This window comes from Geobacter sp. (genome assembly GCF_027327745.1).
Lineage (GTDB): Bacteria > Desulfobacterota > Desulfuromonadia > Geobacterales > Geobacteraceae > Geobacter.
In genome coordinates this window covers 1-23,865 of sequence record NZ_DAHVYG010000025.1, presented here as the reverse complement: position 1 = coordinate 23,865, position 23,865 = coordinate 1, and the positions used below count along the sequence as shown (strand labels likewise).

Here is a 23,865-nt window from a genome sequence, read left to right as displayed (position 1 = left end):
GGAGAACATGGCTGACGAACAGAATTACGATTACGGTGCAGACAAGATCAAGGTCCTGGAGGGGCTCTCGGCGGTCCGCAAGCGCCCCGCCATGTACATCGGCTCCACGGCGAGCCAGGGGCTCCACCACCTGGTCTACGAGATCGTCGACAACTCCATCGACGAGGCCCTGGCCGGCTACTGCGACGAGGTGAACGTCACCATCCACCTGGACGGCTCGGTGACGGTGGTGGACAACGGCCGCGGCATCCCCACCGACATGCATCCGACGGAGGGGAAGTCGGCGGCGGAGGTGGTCCTGACGGTCCTCCACGCCGGCGGCAAGTTCGACAACTCCTCCTACAAGGTCTCCGGCGGGCTCCACGGTGTCGGGGTCTCGGTGGTGAACGCCCTCTCCAAGAAGCTGGAGCTGGAAATCCGCCGCAACGGCACGGTCTACCGCCAGTCCTACGCCTGCGGCGATCCCCAGACCCCCCTGGAGGTGGCGGGGGAGACCAAGAAGCGCGGTACCATGATCACCTTCCTCCCCGACGACACCATCTTCGAGACCACCGAGTTCTCCTTCGACGTCCTGTCGCAACGGCTCCGGGAGCTGGCGTTCCTCAACGCCGGGGTGAGGATCACCATCGCCGACGAGCGGGAGGAGGGAAAGCGCCACGACTTCCACTACGAGGGGGGGATCGTCTCCTTCGTGGAGTACCTGAACCGCAACCGCACCCCCCTTCACCCGAAGCCGATCTACTTCAAGGGGGAGAAGGGAGGGGTCGAGATAGAGGTGGCCCTCCAGTACAACGACTCCTACGACGAGAAGGTCTTCTCCTTCGCCAACAACATCAATACCCACGAGGGGGGGACCCACCTGGTGGGGTTTAGGGCGGCCCTCACCCGCACCATGAACGCCTACGCCACCGCCAACGACCTCCTCAAGAAGGAGAAGGTCGCCATCTCCGGCGAAGACCTGCGGGAGGGGCTCACGGCGGTCATCTCGGCTAAGATCCCCCAGCCCCAGTTCGAGGGGCAGACCAAGACCAAGCTCGGCAACTCGGAGGTGAAGGGGTACGTGGAATCCCTCATGAACGAGAAGCTAGCGGTCTACCTGGAGGAGAACCCCAAGGTCGCCAAGGATATCATCGGCAAGTCCATCGAGGCGGCCCGGGCCCGGGAGGCGGCGCGGAAAGCCCGGGAGCTCACCCGGCGGAAAGGTGCCCTGGACATCTCCAACCTCCCCGGCAAGCTCGCCGACTGCCAGGAGCGGGATCCGGCGCTGTGCGAGCTCTATCTGGTGGAGGGTGACTCCGCCGGCGGAAGCGCCAAGCAGGGGCGGGACCGGAAGTTCCAGGCGATCCTCCCCTTGAAGGGGAAGATCCTCAACGTGGAGAAGGCCCGCTTTGACAAGATGCTCTCCTCCCAGGAGATCGGGACCCTCATCACGGCCCTGGGGACCGGCATCGGCAAGGGCGACTTCGACGTGGCGAAGCTCCGCTACCACCGGATCATCGTCATGACCGACGCCGACGTGGACGGCTCCCACATCCTGACCCTCCTTCTCACCTTCTTCTTCCGGCAGATGCCGGAGATCGTGGAGCGGGGACACCTCTACATCGCCCAGCCGCCGCTCTACAAGGTGAAGCGGGGACGCAAGGAGCTCTATCTGCGCAACGAGGCGTCCCTCCAGACCTACCTCCTGGAGGAGGGGACCGAGGACATGCTCCTCTTCCTGGAGAACGGCGAGAAGAGCTACACCGGCAAGCAGATCATCCCGATCCTCAAGCAGCTGGTGGAATTCCGGGCGCTCCTCGACAAGGTGGTGCGCAAGGGGATCAACGAGGAGCTCGTGCGGGTGCTGCTGCGGCTGCGGGTGAAGCCGGGCATCGAGGAGATGGGCCAGCTCGTCCCCTTCCTGGCCAATCTCCCCCGGGTCTACGCGGGGGCCGACTTCAACCCCCTGGACGACGGCCGGGTGATCGTGCGCCTGGGGAACCTCCGGATCGCCCTGGACCAGCACACCCTCGACCTGATCGGCTCCTACGAGTACGGGCTTCTCTCCGAGAGCCACCGCAAGGTCCGGGAGGTCTTCGGCGACGGCCGGGCCGTGGTCTCCAGCGAAGGGAGCGAGCTCTTCGCCACCACCATCGGCCTGGAGCTCCTCTCCTTCTTCATGGATGCCGCCAAGAAGGGACTCGGAATCCAGCGCTACAAGGGCCTTGGGGAGATGAACCCGGAGCAGCTCTGGGAGACCACCATGGATCCCGGCAACCGGACGCTGCTGCAGGTGAAGATCGAGGATGCCGTGGAGGCCGACACCATCTTCACCATCCTCATGGGGGACCAGGTGGAGCCCCGCCGGGATTTCATCGAGCAGAACGCCCTGAACGTGTCGAACCTCGACATCTGATGACCGATACTACCTTGATAATCCGAGGAACCTATACATGCTTGAACAGACCCTGAACAAGACCGCCGTCAACATAGAAGACGAGATGAAGCGCTCGTACATGGACTACGCCATGAGCGTCATCATCGGCCGGGCGCTCCCCGATGTGCGGGACGGCCTGAAGCCGGTCCACCGGCGCTGTCTCTACGCCATGTACGACATGGGGAACGACTGGAACAAGCCGTACAAGAAATCGGCCCGCGTGGTCGGGGACGTGATCGGTAAGTATCACCCCCACGGCGATGCGGCGGCCTACGACACCATCGTCAGGATGGCCCAGGACTTTTCGCTCCGCTACCCCCTGGTGGACGGCCAGGGGAACTTCGGCTCCGTGGACGGCGACTCGCCGGCGGCCATGCGCTACACCGAAATCCGGATGGAGCAGCTCACCCACGAGCTCCTGAACGACATCGAGAAGGAGACCGTGGAGATGGGGCCGAACTACGACGGCTCCCTCCAGGAGCCGCTGGTCCTCCCCTCCAAGTTCCCGAACCTCCTGGTGAACGGCTCCTCCGGCATCGCCGTCGGGATGGCGACCAACATCCCCCCCCACAACCTCTCGGAGGTGGTGGAGGGGATCATCGCCATCATCGGGAATCCGCAGCTAGGCTTCGAGGAGCTGCTGGCCCTCATCCCCGGCCCCGACTTCCCCACCGGCGGCTTCATCTACGGGCGGGAGGGGATCCTCCAGGGGTACCGCACCGGCCGCGGCATCGTCCAGATGCGGGCCCGGGCCTTCGTCGAGACCCAGAAGAAGACCGAGCGCCAGTCCATCGTCGTCACCGAGATCCCCTACCAGGTGAACAAGGCGAACCTGATCACCAAGATCGCCGAGCTGGTGCGGGAGAAGAAGATCGAGGGGATCAGCGACATCCGTGACGAATCGGACCGGGACGGGATGCGGATCGTCATCGACCTGAAGCGGGACGAGAACCCGCAGATCATCCTCAACCACCTTTACAAGCAGACCCAGATGCAGACCTCCTTCGGCATCAACATGCTCGCCATCGTGGGGGGGCGGCCGCGGGTCCTGACGCTGCGGGACGCCATCGACCACTTCATCGACCATCGCCGCGAGATCGTCACCCGCCGCACCATCTTCGACCTGAAGAAGGCCGAGGCCCGGGCCCATATCCTGGAAGGCCTCAAGATAGCGCTGGACTGGCTCGACGCGGTGATCGAGCTGATCCGCTCGTCAAAGAACCCGGAGGAGGCGAAGGCGGGCCTCATGGCCGGAACCTTTGCCGATCCGGAATTCCTGGCCAGGTTCGGCCTCTCCCTCCCCCGCCAGGGGGAGCGGCCGACCCTCTCCGAGGAGCAGGCGAAGGCGATCCTGGATATGCGGCTGCAGCGCCTCACGGGCCTGGAGCGGGAGAAGATCCTCAACGAATACGCCGAGATCCTCAAGTACATCGCCCGGCTGAAGGAGATCCTCGCCTCCGAGGCGGAGATCCTCGCCATCATCGTGGGGGAGCTGCGGGAGCTGAAGGAGAAGTTCGGCGATCCCCGCCGCACCGAGATCGTCGACAAGACCGCTGAGATCTCCCTGGAGGATACCATCGTCGAGGAAGACGTGGTGGTCACCGTCTCCCACACCGGCTACATCAAGCGGACCGCCGTCTCCCAGTACCGCTCCCAGCGCCGCGGCGGCAAGGGGAAGACCGGGATGAAGACCAAGGAAGAGGATTTCGTCGAGCACCTCTTCGTCGCCTCCAGCAAGGACTTCATGCTCTTCTTCACCGACGCCGGCAAGGTCTACCAGATCAAGGTCTACGAGATCCCCGAGGGGGGCCGGGCGACCCGCGGCAAGGCGATCGTCAATCTCCTGAATCTCCAGGCCAACGAGCAGATCACCGCCATCCTCTCTGTGAAGGGGTTCGACGACGAGCGGAACATCATCATGGCGACCCGCCTCGGGGTGGTGAAGAAGAGCCCCCTGCGGGAGTACGCCAACATCCGCAGCGGCGGGATCATCGCCGTGAACCTGGATGAGGGCGACAAGCTGATCAGCGTGGCGCTCACCGACGGCAACCAGGACGTGCTCCTCGCCTCGAAGAACGGCAAGTCGATCCGCTTCCACGAGGAGGACGCCCGTCCCCTGGGGCGGGTCTCCCGCGGGGTGCGGGGGATGACCCTGGAGGACGACGACGTGGTGATCGGGATGGAGATCATCAACCCCAACGCCACCGGCTCCACCATCTTCACCGTCACCGAGAACGGCTTCGGCAAGCGGACCGAGCTGGACGAGTACCGGGTCCAGAGCCGCGGCGGCAAGGGGATCATCACCATCAAGACCACCGAGCGCAACGGCTGCGTGGTGGACATCATGCAGGTCACCGACGAGAACGATCTCATGCTCATCACCGACCAGGGAAAGATCCTCCGGATCCCGGTGGCCCAGTTCTCGGTCATCGGCCGCAACACCCAGGGAGTGAGGCTCATGACCGCCGAGCAGAACGAGCGGATCGTCGCCGTGGCGAAGCTCGCCGAGAAGGAGGAAGGGGACGAGGGGGCCGAGGGGGGCGACGGGCTCCCCGAGACGGAGGTCGTGGAGGAGTAACCGCCATGGCCGCGGACCGGCGGCGTTATGGAGCCGGTCCCCGATCTCCGGTTCCGCTTATGAAAAGTCACCGCACCATCGATACTACCCTTCGGGAGCGCCGGGGCATCCTCGATCTCCTGGAGCGGCTCAAGAAGGAATCCATCACGGTCGACGAGATCGAGGAGATTGGGGCCCGGCTCAGGAAGGCGGGGCGCCGGGCCCTGTCGCCCCTGGTCCGCCGTCTCTGGCAGGAGCGAAGCGGCGACCTCATCTCGCGCTACACCTACCTCCTCGACTTCTTCGAGGACGAGCCGTGGCTCGACCAACTCATCGCCATCACCCTCTCCCGCACGGACCTGGAGGACGAGGCCCGGTCGGTGCTCCTTTCGGCCTTGGCGGGGTACGGGGTAGACGTCTCCGCCCCCCCGTTCGCCAGGCTCCTCGACGAGAGGGGGGGGCCGCTCCGGGAGACCCTCCCCCGGCTCCTCGGCAAGGGGGAGAAGGGGGTGATGATGTTCATGGAGGATTTCGTCTCCTACGATGTGGAGGTGCAGCGGGCCATCGTCCGGGAACTGGGCCGCGTGGAGGATCCCCGGGTGGTGGAGATCTTCGCCGTCCTCCTCGGCTTTGACGAGCCGGAAACCCTCCGGGAGGTGCTGGAAACCCTGGGGCGGGTCCGGACCCCCGAGGCGGCGGCCCTGTTGCGCCGCTTCATGGCGGAAGCGGCGCCCGAGTGCCGCTCCCTGGCGGAGCGAAGCCTGCGGCGCCTGAGCTTCCTCGGCCTCGGCCCGGAACCGGTTGCCGTCGAGGGACCCCTCCTCCCCTTCCATGCCGTCTGCGCGAGCCCCGTGGACGCCGCCGGCCTGCGCTGCGTCATGGTGGCGCGCTGGGCCGGGGAGGAGCGGCTCGACCTCCTGTTCATGGAGCTCCATGAGATGGAGGGAATGCGGGAGGCGTGGGGGTGGAGCGGTGTCACCCGCCAGGAGTACGAACGGATCATCGCCGAAAACCGGGTCGAGGAGTCGCTGCTGGAGGTGGATCCGGCCCATGGAGCGGAACTCGTCCGGGATGCCCTCCACTGCAGCATGGCGGCCGGCTTCTATCTCCCCCCCGAGTTCTACGTCCGCCAGCGGATCTTTGCCGGCCTCGACCTGGCGCCGGCTCCCTACGTCCCCTCCTTCGGCGGGAGGGACCCGGAGCAGGCCGCAGTGCCGTGGCGTCTGGCCGAAACGGAGGAACTGCTGCAGGACTGGTTTTTCGACGGCTGGTTCGTCTTCACCGGCCACACCCGCCTTCTGGCCGAAGAGCTGGAGCGGCTCGGTGATGATGACCCCTTCGACCGGCGGGACGAGGTGGGGATCGACCGTTTTCTGGAGCGCTGGTGCCGGGAACAGGTGTCACCCCGGCTGGAGCGGATCGTCCGGCGGCTCTTCCTGACCGCCGACCTGCTGGTGCGCACGGGGCGGGAGGAGCTCCTCGTGGAGCGGACCCTGGCGGCGGCGGTTACCCTCTCCCGTGGCGGGGTTCCACTCCACCGGCACCCCTTTCTCCGGCGCTGGCTGGTGGATCTGATCATGATGGTGCGGGAGGCCCGGGCCGAGGGGTACGAATTTCCCCCCACCCCTTGGGACGACGAGGATGGCGGGGAGTGGGACTGAAGGGTTGACGGAAATGCCAAGTAACATGAGCGAGGGAGTCTCCATGGGCGAGAAAATCGGTGTCATCGGTGCGGGTAGCTGGGGAACCACCCTGGCGAATCTTCTGGCCAAGAAGGGGCTGGACGTCACGCTCTGGGCCTACGAGCAGGAGCTGGTGGCGGAGATGCGCGGGCACCGCGTCAACGCCGTCTTTCTTCCCGACATCGCGCTCTCCCCCCGTCTGGCGTTCACCAACTCCCTGGAGGAGGCGGTGGCCGGCAAGGAGCTGATCCTCCTCGCCTCCCCCTCCCAGGTGATGCGTGGGGTGCTGCGGCAGCTTGCCCCCATTCTCCGTCCCGGCGTCACCCTCGTCAACGCCTCCAAGGGGATCGAGCTCGACACCCTTATGACCATCGACCAGGTCTGCGCGGAGCTCCTTCCCGCCGAAATCGCACGGCGGTTCGCCGTCCTGTCGGGGCCGAGCTTTGCCCGGGAGGTGGCCCAGGAGATGCCGACGGCGGTGGTGGCCGCGGCCGCCGACCCGGCGGTGGCCGCCCACGTCCAGCGCGTCTTCGCCACCCCCTACTTCCGGGTCTACACCAACTCCGACGTGGTGGGGGTCGAGATCGGCGGCTCGCTCAAGAACGTCATTGCGGTCGCCGCCGGGATCTCGGACGGCCTCGGGCTCGGGCACAACACCCGGGCGGCCCTCATCACCCGGGGACTGGCGGAGATGACCCGTCTCGGCGTCGCCATGGGGGCCGATCCGGCCACCTTCGCCGGCCTCGCCGGCATGGGGGACCTGGTCCTCACCTGCACCGGCGACCTCTCCCGCAACCGGACCGTCGGGATGAAGCTTGGCCAGGGGATGCGGCTGGCCGAGATCCTCGGCGAGATGCGGATGGTGGCCGAGGGGGTGAAGACCGCCGAGTCGGCCTGGCGCCTCGCCGCCCGGCTCGGGGTGGAGATGCCGATCACCGAGAAGGTCCACCAGGTGCTCTACGAGGACAAGCCGGCCCGCCAGGCGGTGCTGGAGCTGATGACCCGGGACCCGAAGGCGGAGCGTGGCTAGGCCCGCCCGCCGCACCGCCTCTCTCCTTCACCCCGCCGCCCCTTCCCGCGGCCGGCGGGACCGTGTGCCGAAGGGGCGCCCATGACTGCACGGCTCACCATCAGGAACAAGATCTTCCTCTCGATCTTTCTTATCCTCCTTGTTTCCTACGCCATCCTGATCCACACCACCGCCAGGACCATCGACGGCTTCCTGGAAAGGTACCTTTCCAAGGAACTGAACGCCAATCTCCTTTTCGCCCGGGACCAGTACCTGGCCCGCGGAAACGAGATCAGGGTCTCGCTGATGCACCCCGCCTCCGCTCCCCCCGTGCGGGAGCGCTTCGAGCGCCGCGACCTCCCCTGGCTCCGAGATGCCGGCCGCCGCTGGCATGGCATCCTTCCCCACGTGGAGATGTTTACCTTCGTCGACCCGACCCTTCGGGTCATCGCCCGGTGGGGCTCCTCCCGCAGCGGCGACCGGTTCTCCCTCGTCCCGACCGTGGAGCGCGCCTATCGGGAGCGGCGGCCGGTGGTCGCCACGGAGCTCGTCACGCGCCGGTTTCTCTGCCAGGAAGGGGTGGAGAGGGAGTGCCTGGGCGCCACGGACTCCGAACGGAAGCTGATGATCACGGTAGTGGTGCCGGTTCTGGAAGGGGATGGCCGGCCGGCCGGGGCCATCGTGGCCGGTGATATAATCGACAACGACGAAACGATCCCGGCGCGGGTCCAGGATATCTTCGGCAAGCAGGTGGTGGTGGCGGTCGCCCGGGGGGGGGAAACGGCGCCGCGAAACCGGGGGGGGGCGGTACCGTTTCCCTCATCCCTCTCCCCCGAGGTTACGGCGAGGCTCGCCAGGGGGGAGCCGTACCGCGGCGACGCCACCATCGGCGGCATACGGTACAAGACCGCCTTCGAACCGCTGACCAACAGCCGGGGGGAATACGTGGGGGCCCTCTACCTCGCCCTCTCCCGGCATGATTTCCAGGGGATCATGCGGGAGAGCCTCGGCAACATCGTCACGTCGGCCGTGCTCGGCTTCATCCTCTCCTTCATCACGGCATACCTCGTCGCCCGGCGCCTCACCACCCCCCTGAGCGAGCTCGCCACGGGGGTCCGCAAGATCGAGGGGGGGGACCTCCGCCCGCGGGTGGCGGTCACCTCCGCCGACGAGGTGGGGGAGCTGGCCGAGGCGTTCAACCGGATGGCCCGGACCCTCGACGAGCGCGACCGGACCATCCGCGCCAAGGCCCACGACCTGGAGGAGCTGAACGGAAAGCTGCGGGAGATGAACGAGCTCCTGGAACGGCGGGTTGCGGAACGGACCGCGGCGCTCCGGGTGGAGATGGGGCGGCTGGAGGCGATCCTCATCGGGATGGCCGAAGGGATCGCCGTCACCGACCGGGATGGACGGATCATCCTCTTCAACCCGGCCGCCCAGCAACTCTTCGAGATGGTTCCGCACCGGGTCGTGGGGAAGACCGTCGAGCAGCTCTGCGGGGGGGGAGAATTCTGCCCTCTGGTTGATTATATCGACTCCATGAGAGAGAATAGTGATGCGGCTCCCCGCCGGGACGTAGCGCTGGCGGTGAAGGGGAAGCAGCTCAGGGTGAACCTCTCCCCCCTGAGCGACGAGGGGGGATTCGCCGGGGTGGTGATGTCGGTGCGGGACGTGACCGCCGAAGAGGAGGTGGGGCGGATGAAGACCGAGTTCATCTCCACCGTCTCCCACGAGCTCAAGACCCCCCTTACCTCCATCAAGGGGTCGCTCCAGCTGATCCTCGACAAGGGAAAGGGGTTCACGGAGGTGGAGGGGGAGCTGCTCGCCATCTGCCTGCGCAACACCGACCGGCTGATCCGGCTCGTGAACGACATCCTCGACATCGCCAAGATCGAATCGGGGCGGATGGAGTTTGCCCGCAGCCGCCAGCACGTGCGGGAGCTGGTGACTGTCGCGGTCCAGGAGCTGGCGGGATATGCCCGGGAGCACGGCATCGCGGTCGAGAACGCCGTGGGGGACGATCTGCCGCCGGTTTTCTGCGACCGCGACCGCCTCGGCCAGGTCCTCACCAACCTCCTCTCCAACGCGGTGAAGTTCTCCCCCCGGGGGTCGGTGGTGACGATCACCGCCGAGCGGAGTGACAACTTCGTGGCGGTTTCCGTGGCGGACCGGGGGCGGGAGATCCAGTGGGCCGACCGGGGTAAGCTCTTCAAGAAATTCCAGCAGCTCGACAACTCCGACCGCCGCCAGCACGGCGGCACGGGACTCGGTCTCGCCATCTGCAAGGAGATCGTCGAGCGGCACCACGGCAGGATCTTCTATACCGAGGGGATCGGAGGGGGGAACGTCTTCACCTTCACGATCCCCGTCCATGAGGAACAGTGATGACTGGCGAGAGAATCCTGATTGTTGACGACGAAGCGGACATTGCCCTCATCCTCAAGCTGCAGTTGGAGGACGCCGGCTACCGGACCGTCCGGGTCCGGGACGGGGTCGAGGCGCTGGAAGCGCTTGCCCGCGACCCCTTCGACCTGATCCTCCTCGACATCCGGATGCCCCGCATGGACGGCATCGAGGTCCTGGAACGGATCCGGCGCGACTACCCCGACCTCGTGGCGGTGATGATGACCGCCCACGGCAGCGAGGACATCGCCGTAGAGGCGATGAAGAAAGGGGCCACCGACTACATCTCCAAGCCCTTCTCCTCCGACGACATGAAGAAGCGGGTGGAGCGGGCGATCCAGTACAACCGGACCCGGATCGAGAACGAGCGGCTCCAGCGCGAAGTGGAGGAGGAGCGCCGGAAGATGGAGGCGATCCTCCGGGGGATGGCCGACATGCTCATAGCCGTGGACCGGCAGGGGCTCGTGATGACCGTAAACCGCAAGGCGGAGGAGCTTCTCGGCGTCTCGGCCGACGCCGTCCACACGCTGCCGGTGGAGGAGCTGCTGGCGGCGGACCTCCCCCCCGAGCGGCTACCCTCCCGGGTGGTCCTCGCCACCGGGGAACCGTGCCTCGACGTCGCCTACACCCTCCGCGCCGCCGGCCGGGCGATCCCGGTTCTCGCCAGTGCCGCCCCCCTCGTCGGCGCGGAGGGGGAGATGCTCGGGAGCGTGGAGATCATCCGCGACATCTCGGCCCTGAAGGCGCTGGAGCAGGAGCGGGAGGATTTCGTCTCGATGCTCTCCCACGACCTCAAGACCCCCATCACCGCCATCGTCGGCTCCGTCGACCTGGTGCGGGAGGGGCGTCTCGGGAAGGTGACGGCGGAGCAGCGCAGCTACCTCGACTCCGCCATCGAAAGCTGCACCGAGATGGTGGAGATGATCGACACCCTCCTCGATGTCCACAAGTTCGAGGCGGGGCGGATGGCGCTCGCCCTGCGCGACGAGGAGCTGGCCCCCCTTCTCGGGCGGGTCATGGCCCGCTTCGAGCCGGTGGCACGCCGGGAGGGGCTCACCCTCCGGCTCACCCTCCCGCAGGAGAAGATCGTCGTCCCGGTGGACCGCAACAAGTTCGTCCGCCTCATGGGAAATCTCCTCTCCAATGCCATCAAGTTCACCGACGAAGGGGGGGAGATCGAGGTGAGCGCCGCAGCACTTGGGGGAAGCGAGGCGGCCCGCCTCGTGCCGCCGGCGTTTTACCCGGCCGGGAGCGTTTCCCCCGCCGGCGGGTATCTCCATCTCGCCGTCCGCGACACCGGGGTGGGGATCCAGGACGACGTCCTGGTCACCATCTTCGACCGCTTCGTCCAGGCGAAGAACCGCCGCCAGGGAAAGGTGAGCGGCAGCGGACTGGGGCTCGCCTTCTGCCGGAAGGTATCCGATGCCCATGGCGGGTACATCTGGGTCGAGAGCGAGCCCGGGAAGGGGAGCATCTTCCGGATGCTCTTCCCCCTTGCGGCTCCCGGCAGCGTGACATGACGCGGCCACAGATCTGCATAGCGGCAAGGATAGCGGCGGCGTACGCCATCGCCGCCTCGCTCTGGATCCTCTCCTCGGACCGGCTCCTCTCACTGGCCGTTCGGGACCCGGAGCTTCTCACCCGTTTCCAGACCTTCAAGGGGTGGCTCTTCGTGGCCCTCACCGCCACCCTCCTCTACTGGCTGGTGAACCGCCACATCGCCGTGATTGAGGGGGCCGAGGAGCGGCTGCGGGAGAGAAACGAGGAGCTCTGCATGGTGGAGGAGGAGCTTCGCCAGCAGCTTGACGAGTACGAGCGGAGCCAGCACGAGCTTACGGCGAGCGGGGAGAAGATCCTGCGGCTCAACGCCGAGCTGGAAGAGCGGGTGCGGGAGCGGACCACCGAGCTGGAGCGGGCGAACCGGGAGCTGGAATCGTTCAGCTACTCGGTCTCCCACGATCTGCGGGCGCCGCTGCGCCACATGGACGGCTTCAGCAAGGCGCTGCTGGAGGATTACGGCGACCGGCTCGACGCCGAGGCAAGGAACCATCTCGTCCGGATCCGCGCCGGGGCGCAGCGGATGGGGCGGCTCATCGACGACCTGCTTCAGCTGGCCGACGTGGGGCGCGGCCAGCTGGAACGCCGTCCCGTAAACCTGAGCGCCCTGGCCCAGCTGATTGCCGCGGAGCTGCGGCAGGGGGAGCCGGAGAGGGAGGTGACCTTCCGGATCGCCGAAGGGGTGCGGGCCGAAGGGGATTCGCGCCTGCTGCGGGTGGCGCTGGAGAACCTCCTCGGCAACGCCTGGAAGTATACCGGCAAGCGGGCGGGGGCGGTAATCGAGTTTGGCGCGGAGGAGGATGAAGGGGAGCGGGTCTACCTGGTGCGGGACAACGGCGTCGGGTTCGACATGGCCTATGCCGGCAAGCTCTTCCAGCCGTTCCAGCGCCTTCACCGTGCCGAGGAATTTGAAGGGACCGGGATCGGCCTCGCCACGGTGCGCCGGGTGGTGGAGCGGCACGGCGGCCGCATCTGGGCCGAGGGGACGGTTGGCCTCGGCGCCTCATTCTGCTTCACGCTCGGAAGATGACGGAGAGTCACTATGGATACCAGGAAACTTAGCCTGCTTCTGGTTGAAGATTCGGCGGACGACGCGCTCCTTCTGCTGCGGGACCTGCGCAAGGGGGGGTACGAGGTGGCATACGAGCGGGTCGAAACCATGCCCGCCATGGAGCAGGCCCTCGCCAGCCGGGAGTGGGATCTGGTCATCTCCGATTACCGGATGCCGAACTTCTCCGCTCCGGCCGCCCTGGAGACCCTGAAAAAGAGCGGCCTCGATCTCCCCTTCATCATCGTCTCCGGGAAGATCGGCGAAGAGATGCTCGTGGACGCCATGCGTTCCGGTGCCCATGACTACCTCATGAAGGGAAACCTCTCCCGGCTCATCCCCGCCGTGGAGCGGGAGCTGCGGGACTCCTCGGAGCGGCGGACCCGGCGCCGGGCCGAGCTGGCGATCCGCCAGGGGAAGATCGAGTGGGAGGCGGCCTTTGACGCCGTCTCCGACCTCGTGGTCCTCACCGACCCGAAGGGGACGATCATCCGCTGCAACAACAAGCTGATCGAATACTTCCGCACCACCTACAACCACGTCATCGGCACCGACATCACCGAGCTCTTCTACGGCGAGCGGGAGGCCGAGGGGAGCATCTTCCGCCTCTGCTCCGAGCTCAAGCCCGATCAGGAAGATGTCCATTTCCCGATACTCAAGGGGTGGTACAACGCCGCCTGCTACCCGATGCATCCCACCGAGAGCAAGCACGGCTTCGTCTACGTCATCAAGGAAATCACCAAGCGCAAGCGGATGGAGGAGGAGAAGAAGCTCACCGACCGGGAGCTCCTCACCCTCTACGCCATCGCCTTTCGCCTCAACTCCCGCCGCGGCTCCAAGCGGATCATGGTCGATCTCCTCTCCCAGCTCCACCACATGCTCCAGATCGATTTTTCCGGCATCCACCTCCTGGAGCGGGGGACCCTCTCCCTCACCGCCTGGCTCGGCCTCTCCCGGGAGTTCGCCGCCGCCTTCCGGACCCTGCGCCGGGACGCCGGCTGGGTCCGGGAGGTGCTGGGGGGCAAGTCGGTCAAGTCCGACGAGATCGCCGGCCACTTCACCCCGGCGGTGGAGGGGGCGGCGGAGGCAATGGGGATGGGGGCGTGGTGCGCCCTCCCCCTCAAGATCGGTTCTGGCGTGATCGGTGTCCTCTTCGTCTCCCACCGCTCGGTCCGCAACTACACCGACCGGGAGGTCTTCCTTCTCTCCTCCATCGCCAACCAGATGGCGGTCCTCATCGAGAACCACACCCTCTACGACCGGATGAAGGGGAAGAACGAGGAGCTCCAGCGGAGCAAGCGGGAGCTGAAGGAGCACCTGGAGGAGGTGAAGCGGGCGAACATCGAGCTCGGCCGCCTCAACCAGGCGAAGAACAGCTTCATCGGCATGGCGTCCCACGAACTGAAGACCCCCCTCACCTCCATCATGGGGGGGCTCCAGTTTCTCCTCCATTACAGCGACATCCCCATGACCCCGGAGCAGAAGGAGATGATGGAGTCGGTCTATGAGGGGGTGACCCAGCTCAAGGGGATCGTCGACGACCTCCTCTCCATCTCCCGCATCGAGGCCAAGGGGTTCGTGCTGCAGAAGCGGCCGGTAAACCTCACCTCCCTCTGCGAGGAGGTCCGCCACACCCTGCTCCTTCCCCTGTCGGAGCGGGACATCGTGGTCTCCATCACCGCAGACCCCTGTTCCATCCCGGCGGACGAGGGGTTCTGCCGCCTCGTGGTCCGCAATCTCCTCGAAAACGCCATCAAGTTCACCCCGGACGGCGGGCGGATCGAGATCTCCGGCCACGCCGTCACCCGTGACGAGCTCCTCGGCCGGCGGGAGTACCTCCGCTGTTTCTACCGGGAGTTTCCCGAAAACGTGGAGAAGGTTGGGGAGTTCTACTGTCTCGACGTCGCCGACACCGGGGTCGGCATTCCCGAGGAGGAGCGGGTGCGGATCTTCGAGAAGTTCTACGGCATCGGCGACATCGCCTACCACTCCTCGGGGAAGACCGGCTACATGTCCAAGGGGTCGGGGCTCGGCCTCTCCATCGTCAAGGGAATCATGGACGCCCACGGCGGGATGGTCTGGGTGGAGCCGGGGAAGGGGGGCGCCGGGAGCGTCTTCTCCCTCCTCTTCCCGATGGAATGAGGCGGGAAGCGATGGATTCCGCCCTTTCCCTCAGAGCCGTCACCAAGCGCTACGGCACCCTCACGGCGGTGGAGAGCTTCTCCCTGGAGGTGGCGCGGGGGACCATCTTCGCGCTGCTGGGTCCCAACGGCGCCGGCAAGACCACCATCATCAGGATCCTCACCACCCTCCTTCGCCCCACCTCCGGCACGGCGCTGGTGGAGGGGCACGACGTGCAGCGGGATGGACGGGAGGTCCGGCGGCTGATCGGCGTCGTTCCCCAGGAGAACAACCTGGACCGCTACCTCACCGCCCGGGAGAACCTGGTCCTTCAGGCACGGCTCCACGGCATGGCCCCCTCCGACTCCCGGCGACGGATCGACGAGCTTCTGGAGCTGGTGGGGCTCACTGGCCGCCAGCACGACTTCCCCGACACCTTTTCAGGCGGGATGCAGCGGCGTCTCGTGGTGGCCCGGGCCCTGGTCCACCGTCCCCGGGTCCTTTTCCTCGACGAGCCGACCACCGGCCTCGACCCCCAGTCCCGCCGGGCGGTCTGGGAGTACATCGAATCCCTGAAGGACTCCATGACCATCTTCCTCACCACCCACTACATGGACGAGGCCGACGCCCTCTGCGACCGGATCGTCATCATGGACCACGGCCGGGCCCTGGTGGACGGGACCGCGGCCCGGCTCAAGGAGCGGATGGCCCATGCCCACGTCTACGAGCTCCAGTTCCGGGCCAACGCCGACCGCTACGAGACGATGCTCGGTGGCTTCCCCTTCGTCCGCTCCCTCCGGCGCACGGGGGACACCTTCCGCCTCTGTCTCGCCGGCGAGGAGTATCTCAAGCCCCTCATGGACGCCATCGGCAACGAGGACATCCGCAAGCTCTGTCTCCTGGAGCCCTCCCTGGAGGATGTCTTCATCGAGCTGACGGGGCGGGAGGTGCGGGAATAGTGTTCAAGGGCGCCTTCTCCATCTGGAACCGCGACATGCTGGTGCTGCGCCGCAGCCTCTTCACGGAGCTCCTGGCGGTGGTCGCCTCGCCGCTTACCTTCTACCTTGCCTTCGGCTTTGGGCTCAAGGGGTACATCGCCAACGTGGAGGGGGTTCCCTATACCGTCTTCATGGCGCCGGGGCTCATCACCATGACCGCCGTCAGCGCCGCCTTCGACGAGAGCGCCTGGAGCATGTGGTTCCACCGCAAGGTCCAGCGGACCATCGAGGCGTACCGCGTGACCCCCATCACGGTCTACGACATCGTCATCGGCAAGATCATCTCCGGCTTCACCCAGGGGGCCTTCAAGGGGGTGGCGGTGGCGGCGGTCATCTTCCTCCTCACGGGGTTTCGCGTCACCGTCGCCCACCTGGCGGGGTACCTCGCCTTCATCGTCCTCGGCTCTATGATCTTTTCCTGCCTCGGCACCGTCTGCGGTACCCTCCTCGACAAGCCCGAGACCATCGGCAAGGTCCAGGCGGTGGTAATTATGCCGCTCATCTTCATGTCCGGGGTCTTCTTCCCGGTCTCCTCCTACCCCGCCGCTATCCGCGGCTACGTCACGGCCATCCCGACCACCGCCCTCTTCGAGGGGTCGCGGGTGGCGCTTCTGGCGGGGAGCCTGAACGGCGCCTACCTCGCCATCCTCGCCCTCTCCGCCGCCGTCGCCTTTGCCGGGGCCGTTGCCATCTTCAACCGGAAAATCGAGGAATAGCTAAACTTCTTGTGCTGTTGGCGCCGTTCATAGTAGGATTCAATAGATACGCATCCGACAACGGAGTTTTTATGGCCGAAGAATTCATACCCAAATGGGTTGCCTGGGAAACCACCCAGAAATGCAACCTCAAGTGCGTCCACTGCCGCTGTTCCTCCGACCTGACCTCCTCCGAGGGGGATTTCACCACCGAGGAGGGGAAGGAGCTTCTGAAGGAGATCGCCGACTTCTCCAAGCCGGTCGTCGTCCTCTCCGGCGGCGAGCCGCTGATGCGCAAGGACATCTTCGAGCTGGCCGAGTACGGCACCTCCCTGGGGCTGCGCATGTGCATGGCCACCAACGGCGCTCTGGTCACCGACGAGATCTGCCAGAAGATGAGGAAGGCCGACATCAAGATGGTCTCCCTCTCCCTGGACGGAAGCAGCGCCGCGGTCCACGACGACTTCCGCCAGTGCCCCGGCGCCTTCGAGGGGGTGGTGCGGGCTGCGGAGATCTTCAGGCGCAACGGCCAGAAGTTCCTCATCAACTCATCCTTTACGAAAAGAAACCAGCACGACATCGCCAACACCTTCAAGCTGGCGAAATCCCTCGGGGCCACCGCCTGGTACATGTTCATGATCGTTCCCACGGGCCGGGGCGAGGAGATCATGAGCGAGCTCATCTCCAAGGAGGACTACGAGGAGATCCTGGAGTGGCACTACCAGCAGGAGAAGCTGGAGGACGAGATCCTCATGCGCCCCACCTGTGCCCCCCACTACTACCGGATGGTCCCGATGCGGGCCAGGGAGGAGGGGGTGAAGTTCGAGCGCCGGTCGCTCACCTTCTCCACCGGCGGCGGCAAGGGGTGCATCGCGGCCCAGACCATCTGCCTCATCGACTGCTTCGGCAACGTGAAGCCGTGCTCCTACTTCCACCGCACCGCCGGCAACGTGAAACAGACCCCCTTCCGGGAGATCTGGGAGAACTCGGAGATCTTCAGGGATCTCAGAAACTTCAAGGCCTACAAGGGTAAGTGCGGCGAGTGCGAGTTCATCAACGTCTGCGGCGGCTGCCGCGCCCGGGCCGACGCGGTGTACGGCGACTACATGGCGGAAGAGCCCTTCTGCAACTATGTCCCCATACGCCTTCAGAAGAAGGCGTAAGGAACGCGATATTTCCGCCATCTTGGCGCCGTCCTCGTCACCCCGTTGTGCGGCGTAGCGCTGCTACGCCTCCGCCGGGGTTCCTGCGGGTGCACCAATCTGACGAAAATCTCACGTTCCGGTGATGAACCGTTTTTTTTATTTCTGAGGAGGATTATCCATGAACACCCGTTTTCTCGACGCCTGCTGGGGAAAGCCGGTCGACCGCACCCCCGTGTGGCTCATGCGCCAGGCGGGGCGCTATCTCCCCGAATACATGGCGGTGCGCTCCAGGTGCACCTTCCTGGAGCTCTGCAAGACCCCGGAACTGGCCGCCGAGGTGACCATCCAGCCGGTCGACATCCTCGGGGTTGACGCCGCCATCCTCTTCTCCGACATCCTCACCCCGGTGGAGCCCATGGGGCTCAAGCTCGACTTTGTTCCCGGCCCGGTCTTCGAGAACCCGGTCCGGACCATGGCCGACGTGGAGCGGCTCCGGATTCCCAACCCGGAGGAGGATGTTCCCTACGTCCTCGACACCATCAAGATCCTCCGCAGGGAGCTGGCGGGAAAAGTCCCCCTCATCGGCTTCGGCGGGGCTCCCTTCACGCTGGCCTGCTACATGGTGGAGGGGAAGGGTTCCAAGGATTGGGCCAACATCAAGCGGATGATGTACGCCGCCCCCGAGGTCTACGCCGCCCTCATGGAGAAGGTGACCATGATGGACATGGAGTACCTGAACGCCCAGATCCGGGCCGGGGCCCAGGCGATCCAGATCTTCGACACCTGGGGCGGGGTCCTCTCCCCCACCGACTATGAAAAGTTCGTCCTCCCCTACACCACCAAGCTCATCAACGGCCTCGACCGGAAGAGCACCCCGGTCATCCACTTCGTAAAGGGGGCCGGCACCATACTGGAGACGGTGCAGAAGGCGGGGGGCGACGTCATGGGGCTCGACTGGCACGTGAACCTGGGGAAGGCCCGCGACATCCTCGGCCCGAAGGTGGCGGTTCAGGGGAACCTGGACCCGACGGTCCTCTACGCCCCCAGGGAGGTCATCGAGGCCGAGGTGAGGCGAGTTCTGGATGAGAACGCCGGCCGCCCCGGGCACATCTTCAACCTGGGGCACGGGATCCTGCCGACGGTGCCGCCGGAGAACGCCATCCACATGGTGGAGTGCGTGCACCGGCTGTCGCAGAAATAGCCGACAAACGCCCGTAGAGAAAATGTAAAAGGGACGGTCGAGATGACCGTCCCTTTTTTTGCGGTGCGCCCTGCCGATGTCGCTCAGGATGTGGAGTGTCCGAAGGTCCGCGCCAGGTCGTTGTCGATGACGTAGATGCAGACTTCCTTTGCCCCGTGCTTGTTGTAGCGGAACTTGGTGCAGAGGTTGCCGATGAGGAAGGTGACGTCGTCACGGATCCGCTTGTCGTAGGTCTTGAACTCCTCCCGGCCGAAGTCCTTGATGGCGCGCCGGAAGTTGACGTTGTCGAGGAACGGGTCGAGGGCCTTCTCCTTGAGGTTGAAGACGTAGCGCTCGAAGAGGGTCTGGTAGAGACCGGTCCCGGTGATCGGTTTCCCCTCGGAGAGGATCTCCTGGGCGAGGGTCCGGGAGGCGTACTCCTTCTGGGTGTCGCGCCGGAAGGTGTGCCGGTGTGCCGGCGTCGCTTCCCCCCCCAGGAGCCGGTTCTCGATCCCCTCGAGGAACGCCTCGGTGATCGTGAGCTTCTCGCCGGTCCAGGTGCTCTTCTCCACGATACCCGGTTCGAAGTTGATGGCGAAGAGGTAGTTCTGCACGTCGCGGGAGATCTGCTCCTCGTTGTAGTAGTAAAGCGACTCCTTCACCTCCTGGAGGATGGTGAAGTTGTAGAGCCGGACCAGGGATTCGATGAATCCGTCCGGGATCTGGCGCCCGAGCTCCTGCCTCACCTTGGTGAAGTAGTCGGTGAGGATCGTCATGGTGATCAGCTTGTCCTTGCGGGCGTAGGTGGAGTAGAAATCGCCGAAGATCTTGAGGGCGTCGCGCCCCGAGAACCCCTTGTCCCCCTCGGCCTCGCTCTCGGCGATGATCTGACGCCGCCGCTTGGCGGTGAGTCTCTTGCGGTCCTCTTCCGTGAGCCAAGTCGGGATATGGCCGGTGTAGATCTCCATCTTGAGGAGCTGGAGGTTGAAATCGCAGTACTGGCTGTAGCGGTGCGGCTCGGGGATCCACTCGTGCATGGCCAGGGAGCGCTCCCGCATCCGCGAGGAGATGATGATCCGGGCGAAGTTGTGGAGCACCCGCGGCAGGAAGCTGTGGTCGATCTGCTTGCCGAAGATGTTGCGGTAGATCTGGACCTCGGTGTTGAGATCGAGGATGTAGGGGATCTTTATGTACTCGATCCGGTCGAGAAACGACTGGTAGCTCTCGATGTTCTTCTTGTCCTCCGGGTTCATGAGGGCCAGGAAGAGTGAGTCGACGTTCTCCTCCAGGTCGTCCACCTTGTGGATCCCCTCGCTGACGATGTTGTGGAGCTCGATGAGCCGGTCGGTGTTGTGTCCCTTGATGTCCATGAGGGCGTAGATGCCGTTGTTGGTCTTGGCGTACTGGGAGAAGAGATACTTGGCTTCGTTGGAGTCGCGCAGCAGGGCGTTGATCCGGTTCTGGAGCATCTCGTTCGTGAAGACGCTCTGGCGCATCGGCTTGTCCCCCGGGTTGAAGACGCTGATCCCCTCGCCGAGGCGGCGGTTGAAGCGGTAGGGGCGCGCGTGGAGCATCCGCAGCACCTCCTTCGGACTCTTTAGCCGCGCCAGCAGCGCCTGGTAGAGGGAGCTGCAGATGGTGCACGAGGTGTTGCGGAAGACCCACTCGTACTCCTTCTCGGTGAAAAGCCGCCATTTCATCTCGTCGTTCTTGAAGAGATCGTCGAAGAACTGGCGCCGGAACTGCTTCGGAATCACGAGGATCGGGTTGTCGTGGGAGGGGCACGGGATCTCCACCACGTCGTCGCCGGGGTGCATGGCGTGCTCCGCCTCCAGGAGCTCCTCCTGGTTGAACTCGTGCTCCTCCAGGAGCTTCGAGAGCTTGTCGAGAAAGACCGCGGTCTCGTGACGGGTGAAGCCACCGAAGGCCTGGCGGTCGATACGCCAGATCGCCTCGTAGCGCATCCCCTCCTCGGTTTTGACGTAGTTCTCGAACTTGAGAAGGAGGTTGTTGAGGAAGGTGCTCTTGCCGCTCCCCGGCGGCCCTTCGAAGACGTAGATCTTGTTCTGCTGGGCCCCGCGCCGGAGGGAGTCGACGAGGTTCATGAAGCGGTTGGCAAAGAGGCGGTCGGCGAAGAAGGGATTGTCAGTCCCTTCCACGAAGAGCTTTGTGCAGTCGTAGGAGACGTAGTGGATCGACTCCGGATCCACCGGGTACTCGTCCACTCCTCCCCTGATGTGGCTTACCACCATGTCGTGAAAGACCTGGAAGACGTTGCGGATCACCCGGTTGGGGTTGGCCACGAGCAGCCCCAGGAATTCCTCGAAGGGGATCGCCCCCCGGTGGTCCCAGTCGTCGAGGCTCCGATCGATATGGTGCAGTGCCTGTGTTATGGTGTCCATGGCTTGATCCGATCAGAGGCCGGTTTTTGAAAGCGTCCGGTTTTCCATGGTATAGACGAACCGGCGCCAGTGGATTTTCTTTTCCTCTTCCCGCGTGATCTTCACTGCCTCTTCAGGGGGGGGAAGACCCGCAACGCTTGTCTCCAGCTTCACCGGTCCTCCCCAGAGGTACTCGATCCCCATGAGGGTGTTGGCGATGAAGTCCGTCACCAGCGGCTTCCCCTCGAAGACGTGGTTGAGGTAGAGGTACTCGCTACCTCCCTTTTTCGCATCAATCTCGATCCGCGGCGGGTGGTAGAGGGCATCGAGGAGCATCTCCCGGTAGGCCTCGGCCTTGCGGCTCTTGACGTAGTACTGCCAGCGCATCCGCTCCTTGTCGAGCCGCTTGCCGGCCACGAACAGGCCGTGGCGGTCGACGAAGTCCTGGTCGACGAAAGAGGAGAGGAAGGTGAAGTCGCAGAGGTTCTCCCGTACCGCGAAGATGAAGTCGCGTCCCTTGCCGGTCGAGCGGTCGAACTCCTCCCGGGACCTGATGTCGGCAAGGCGCTGGAAGTCGAGGGAGATCCGCCCCTTGTCGGCCATCTCCTCGATCTGCCGGAAGAGTCGCATCCCGATGGCGTAAGGGTTGAGCCCCACCCGCGGCAGCGAGGTGACCCCCGAGTGGACCCGGGCGAAGTCGACCTCGTGGCCGGCGATCCGCTCGTCGGTCAGGAAGAGGGTCTCGTGCCAGTAGCTCGCCCACCCCTCGTTCATGATCTTGGTCCGGATCTGGGGCTGGAAGTAGACCGAGGTCGACCGCACCACCTCCAGCACCCCCTTCATCCAGCGGTTCTCGTCCCGGTTCAGGAAACTGGAGTGCTCCATGACGAACTGCAGGAGGTCGAGCCGCTTCGCCTTCTTTCCCGTGAGGCTCTTGAGATACATAGCCTCGAACTCGGGGTGCTTCACCACCACGTCGGCGAAGAAGGTCTCCTCCCCGAGCCCGGGGTTCTCCCGCAGGCACTGGTTATAGCGCTCGATCTCCTTGATGTAGGCGGCGGTCTTCACCCCCTTCACCGACTGGAGGAAGACGTCGAAGTAGTAATCGAGACGCCGGGAGAAACGGGGGCGCTCCTCGCGGAAGTGCCCCGAGAGGTCGTCGAAGTACCCCACAAGGTTGTCGATGGCGCGGGCGAACTCGATGACGTAGTCGACCCAGCGGCCGTACTCGGAGCGCAGCCGCGCGATGAGGCGCTTGTCGGCCAGGGCCTTGCCGGTCAGGTCGTACTCCCAGGTGTGGCGGAAGAAGAGGTTGTTCTGGAAGAAGTCGATGTGGGCCAGGACGTGGTAGAAGATCATCACGTTGAGCCAGTCGGGGTTGTTGTCGTTGTAGAAGGAGATGGGGGGGCGGGTGTTGATCACCGTCTCGTAGGGGTTGTAGGGGTAGAGCTCGTACTTCCCCTTCTCCTTCAGTACCTCCACATCGTGGACCCAGTAGTCGTAGAGGGTCGGGATCATCACCTTCGGGTGGAGCTCCAGCATGTCCCGGTTGGTGACGATGTATTCGAGGGTCTCGTCTGAGAAGCGTAGTCCCGCATCGCGGGCCCGCTCCTTGCACCCCTCCATGATCTCTTTCGTATGTTGGTCGATGAGTTCCATAATTGAATTGGCCGTATCGCAGGGCAACCCCGTGTGGTTGCCCGGATTGGGCGGTCACATGGGGCCGCCCCTACGAGATCAATCGCTTGATCCCCTCGATCACCCGCGTCTCGTCGGCGTCCTCCCCCATGACGTCCAGACGGAGGAGCTCCGGCTTTTCCTCCAGAAGCCCCGATTTCTTGAGGTAGCGCTCCACCTCGGTGTTGCCGCTGGAGCCGTAGGTGTGCTCGGCGATGGTGATCCCGACCCGGTTGGCGTAGGTGAGCATCCGCCGCAGCTCGGGGATCGTCTCCTCGCCGTTGGTGTCCCAGTCGTCGCCGTCGGTGCCGTGGAAGACGTAGATGTTGTAATCCCTGGCGAGGCTCTCCTTCTCCACGATCTCGTTCACGAGCCGCAGCGCCGCCGCCACCCGGGTCCCCCCCGCCACACGGAGGTTGTAGTAGGTGTAGAAGTCGGGGACCTCCCGGGCATCGTTGTCGTGGAGGATGAACCGTGACTCCACCTGCCGGGCGAACTGGTAGAGGAGCCAGCTGTAGATCAGCACGTGCTGGGAGCAGACCACCTCCGTCGCCTTCCCCTCCATGGAGCCGGAGTAGTCGCGGACGAAGAAGACCAGCGCCTGGGACTCGTACTCCAGCTCCCGGGAGAGGATGCGGTAGATCCGGTCCCGGGGGTCGATGAGGAGGCGGGTCGTGTCGATATCCGAGACGTCTTCGATGGTCCCGAGGTTGATGTTCGTCTCGATGATCCGCCGCAGCGTCTGCTTCTTCTCCAGGATCTGGCCGAAGCCGCGGTTGCGGTCGGTGAGGTCGTAGGTATAGTGGGAGAGGGAGCTCTTCTTCCCCTTTTCCTTCAGGTTCGGGAGGTTGAACCGCTCGGTCAGGATCCGCCCCAGGTCGTAGGCGGTGGACTCCAGCTCGTGCCCCTCCCCTTCCCCGTGCCCCGCCGTGCCGGCCCCCCCTTCCTTCTCGGGGCGAACCGGTTGCTCGCCGATCACCTCCCCCTCTTCCCCCT

At 65.1% G+C, this 23,865-nt stretch carries 15 protein-coding genes; 12 read left to right on the top strand and 3 right to left on the bottom strand.

The features are described from left to right. The first annotated feature begins 7 nt into the window (after positions 1–7). The 12 genes from gyrB to hemE all read left to right on the top strand — a co-directional run bounded on the left by gyrB (position 8) and on the right by hemE (position 18,832). Positions 8–2,395 carry a DNA topoisomerase (ATP-hydrolyzing) subunit B gene (gene gyrB, locus M6689_RS04660; protein WP_298268393.1) on the top strand — a complete coding sequence of 796 codons (2,388 nt, stop codon included), beginning with the start codon at positions 8–10 and terminating at the stop codon, positions 2,393–2,395. A 37-nt stretch (positions 2,396–2,432) separates the two neighbouring features. Next, a complete protein-coding gene (gyrA, locus tag M6689_RS04655; RefSeq protein ID WP_298268391.1) occupies positions 2,433–4,994 on the top strand; it encodes a DNA gyrase subunit A in 2,562 nt (853 codons plus the stop codon). 59 nt (positions 4,995–5,053) lie between these two features. After that, positions 5,054–6,634, top strand: coding sequence for a HEAT repeat domain-containing protein (locus M6689_RS04650; RefSeq protein ID WP_298268389.1), 1,581 nt, complete (start codon positions 5,054–5,056; stop codon positions 6,632–6,634). A gap of 43 nt (positions 6,635–6,677) precedes the next feature. Continuing rightward, positions 6,678–7,685 (top strand): NAD(P)H-dependent glycerol-3-phosphate dehydrogenase, encoded by a 1,008-nt coding sequence (locus tag M6689_RS04645; protein ID WP_298268387.1) that lies wholly within the window; start codon positions 6,678–6,680, stop codon positions 7,683–7,685. A gap of 81 nt (positions 7,686–7,766) precedes the next feature. Next, positions 7,767–10,049, top strand: coding sequence for an ATP-binding protein (locus tag M6689_RS04640; RefSeq protein WP_298268385.1), 2,283 nt, complete (start codon positions 7,767–7,769; stop codon positions 10,047–10,049). Beyond that, positions 10,049–11,587, top strand: coding sequence for a response regulator (locus M6689_RS04635; RefSeq protein WP_298268383.1), 1,539 nt, complete (start codon positions 10,049–10,051; stop codon positions 11,585–11,587). The genes M6689_RS04640 and M6689_RS04635 overlap by 1 nt, the downstream gene beginning before the upstream one ends. Then, positions 11,584–12,654: an ATP-binding protein gene (locus tag M6689_RS04630; RefSeq protein ID WP_298268381.1), complete on the top strand. Its 1,071-nt coding sequence runs from the start codon at positions 11,584–11,586 to the stop codon at positions 12,652–12,654. Before M6689_RS04635 ends, M6689_RS04630 begins: the two co-directional genes overlap by 4 nt. 12 nt (positions 12,655–12,666) lie before the next feature. Then, a complete protein-coding gene (locus tag M6689_RS04625) occupies positions 12,667–14,814 on the top strand; it encodes an ATP-binding protein (protein ID WP_298268380.1) in 2,148 nt (715 codons plus the stop codon). A gap of 11 nt (positions 14,815–14,825) precedes the next feature. Beyond that, a complete protein-coding gene (locus M6689_RS04620) occupies positions 14,826–15,752 on the top strand; it encodes an ATP-binding cassette domain-containing protein (RefSeq protein WP_298268377.1) in 927 nt (308 codons plus the stop codon). Continuing rightward, positions 15,752–16,507, top strand: a complete 756-nt coding sequence (locus M6689_RS04615; RefSeq protein WP_298268374.1) for an ABC transporter permease — start codon at positions 15,752–15,754, stop codon at positions 16,505–16,507. The genes M6689_RS04620 and M6689_RS04615 overlap by 1 nt, the downstream gene beginning before the upstream one ends. A 71-nt stretch (positions 16,508–16,578) precedes the next feature. Next, complete coding sequence (locus tag M6689_RS04610) at positions 16,579–17,649, top strand: radical SAM protein (protein WP_298268372.1); 1,071 nt, start codon at positions 16,579–16,581, stop codon at positions 17,647–17,649. Between the two features lie 160 nt (positions 17,650–17,809). Then, positions 17,810–18,832, top strand: coding sequence for a uroporphyrinogen decarboxylase (gene hemE / locus M6689_RS04605; protein ID WP_298268370.1), 1,023 nt, complete (start codon positions 17,810–17,812; stop codon positions 18,830–18,832). Positions 18,833–18,915: 83 nt separating this feature from the next. Here the strand turns inward: hemE and M6689_RS04600 are convergent, their stop codons facing one another. From M6689_RS04600 to M6689_RS04590, 3 genes are all read right to left on the bottom strand, one after another. Continuing rightward, a complete protein-coding gene (locus M6689_RS04600; RefSeq protein ID WP_298268368.1) occupies positions 18,916–21,213 on the bottom strand; it encodes a serine protein kinase PrkA in 2,298 nt (765 codons plus the stop codon). A gap of 12 nt (positions 21,214–21,225) precedes the next feature. Beyond that, complete coding sequence (locus M6689_RS04595) at positions 21,226–22,851, bottom strand: SpoVR family protein (protein WP_298268366.1); 1,626 nt, start codon at positions 22,849–22,851, stop codon at positions 21,226–21,228. A 70-nt stretch (positions 22,852–22,921) separates the two neighbouring features. Continuing rightward, a partial coding sequence (locus M6689_RS04590) for a DUF444 family protein (RefSeq protein ID WP_298268364.1) occupies positions 22,922–23,865 on the bottom strand: 944 nt, incomplete at its 5' end.

Excerpts from the sequence above, each read along its gene's own strand:
- hemE (WP_298268370.1), top strand. The coding sequence starts at position 17,810 with ATGAACACCCGTTTTCTCGACGCCTGCTGGGGAAAGCCGGTCGACCGC.
- M6689_RS04630 (WP_298268381.1), top strand. The coding sequence starts at position 11,584 with ATGACGCGGCCACAGATCTGCATAGCGGCAAGGATAGCGGCGGCGTAC.
- gyrB (WP_298268393.1), top strand. The coding sequence starts at position 8 with ATGGCTGACGAACAGAATTACGATTACGGTGCAGACAAGATCAAGGTC.
- M6689_RS04635 (WP_298268383.1), top strand. The coding sequence starts at position 10,049 with ATGACTGGCGAGAGAATCCTGATTGTTGACGACGAAGCGGACATTGCC.
- M6689_RS04625 (WP_298268380.1), top strand. The coding sequence starts at position 12,667 with ATGGATACCAGGAAACTTAGCCTGCTTCTGGTTGAAGATTCGGCGGAC.
- gyrA (WP_298268391.1), top strand. The coding sequence starts at position 2,433 with ATGCTTGAACAGACCCTGAACAAGACCGCCGTCAACATAGAAGACGAG.
- M6689_RS04595 (WP_298268366.1), bottom strand. The coding sequence starts at position 22,851 with ATGGAACTCATCGACCAACATACGAAAGAGATCATGGAGGGGTGCAAG.
- M6689_RS04600 (WP_298268368.1), bottom strand. The coding sequence starts at position 21,213 with ATGGACACCATAACACAGGCACTGCACCATATCGATCGGAGCCTCGAC.
- M6689_RS04650 (WP_298268389.1), top strand. The coding sequence starts at position 5,054 with ATGAAAAGTCACCGCACCATCGATACTACCCTTCGGGAGCGCCGGGGC.
- M6689_RS04610 (WP_298268372.1), top strand. The coding sequence starts at position 16,579 with ATGGCCGAAGAATTCATACCCAAATGGGTTGCCTGGGAAACCACCCAG.
- M6689_RS04640 (WP_298268385.1), top strand. The coding sequence starts at position 7,767 with ATGACTGCACGGCTCACCATCAGGAACAAGATCTTCCTCTCGATCTTT.
- M6689_RS04620 (WP_298268377.1), top strand. The coding sequence starts at position 14,826 with ATGGATTCCGCCCTTTCCCTCAGAGCCGTCACCAAGCGCTACGGCACC.
- M6689_RS04645 (WP_298268387.1), top strand. The coding sequence starts at position 6,678 with ATGGGCGAGAAAATCGGTGTCATCGGTGCGGGTAGCTGGGGAACCACC.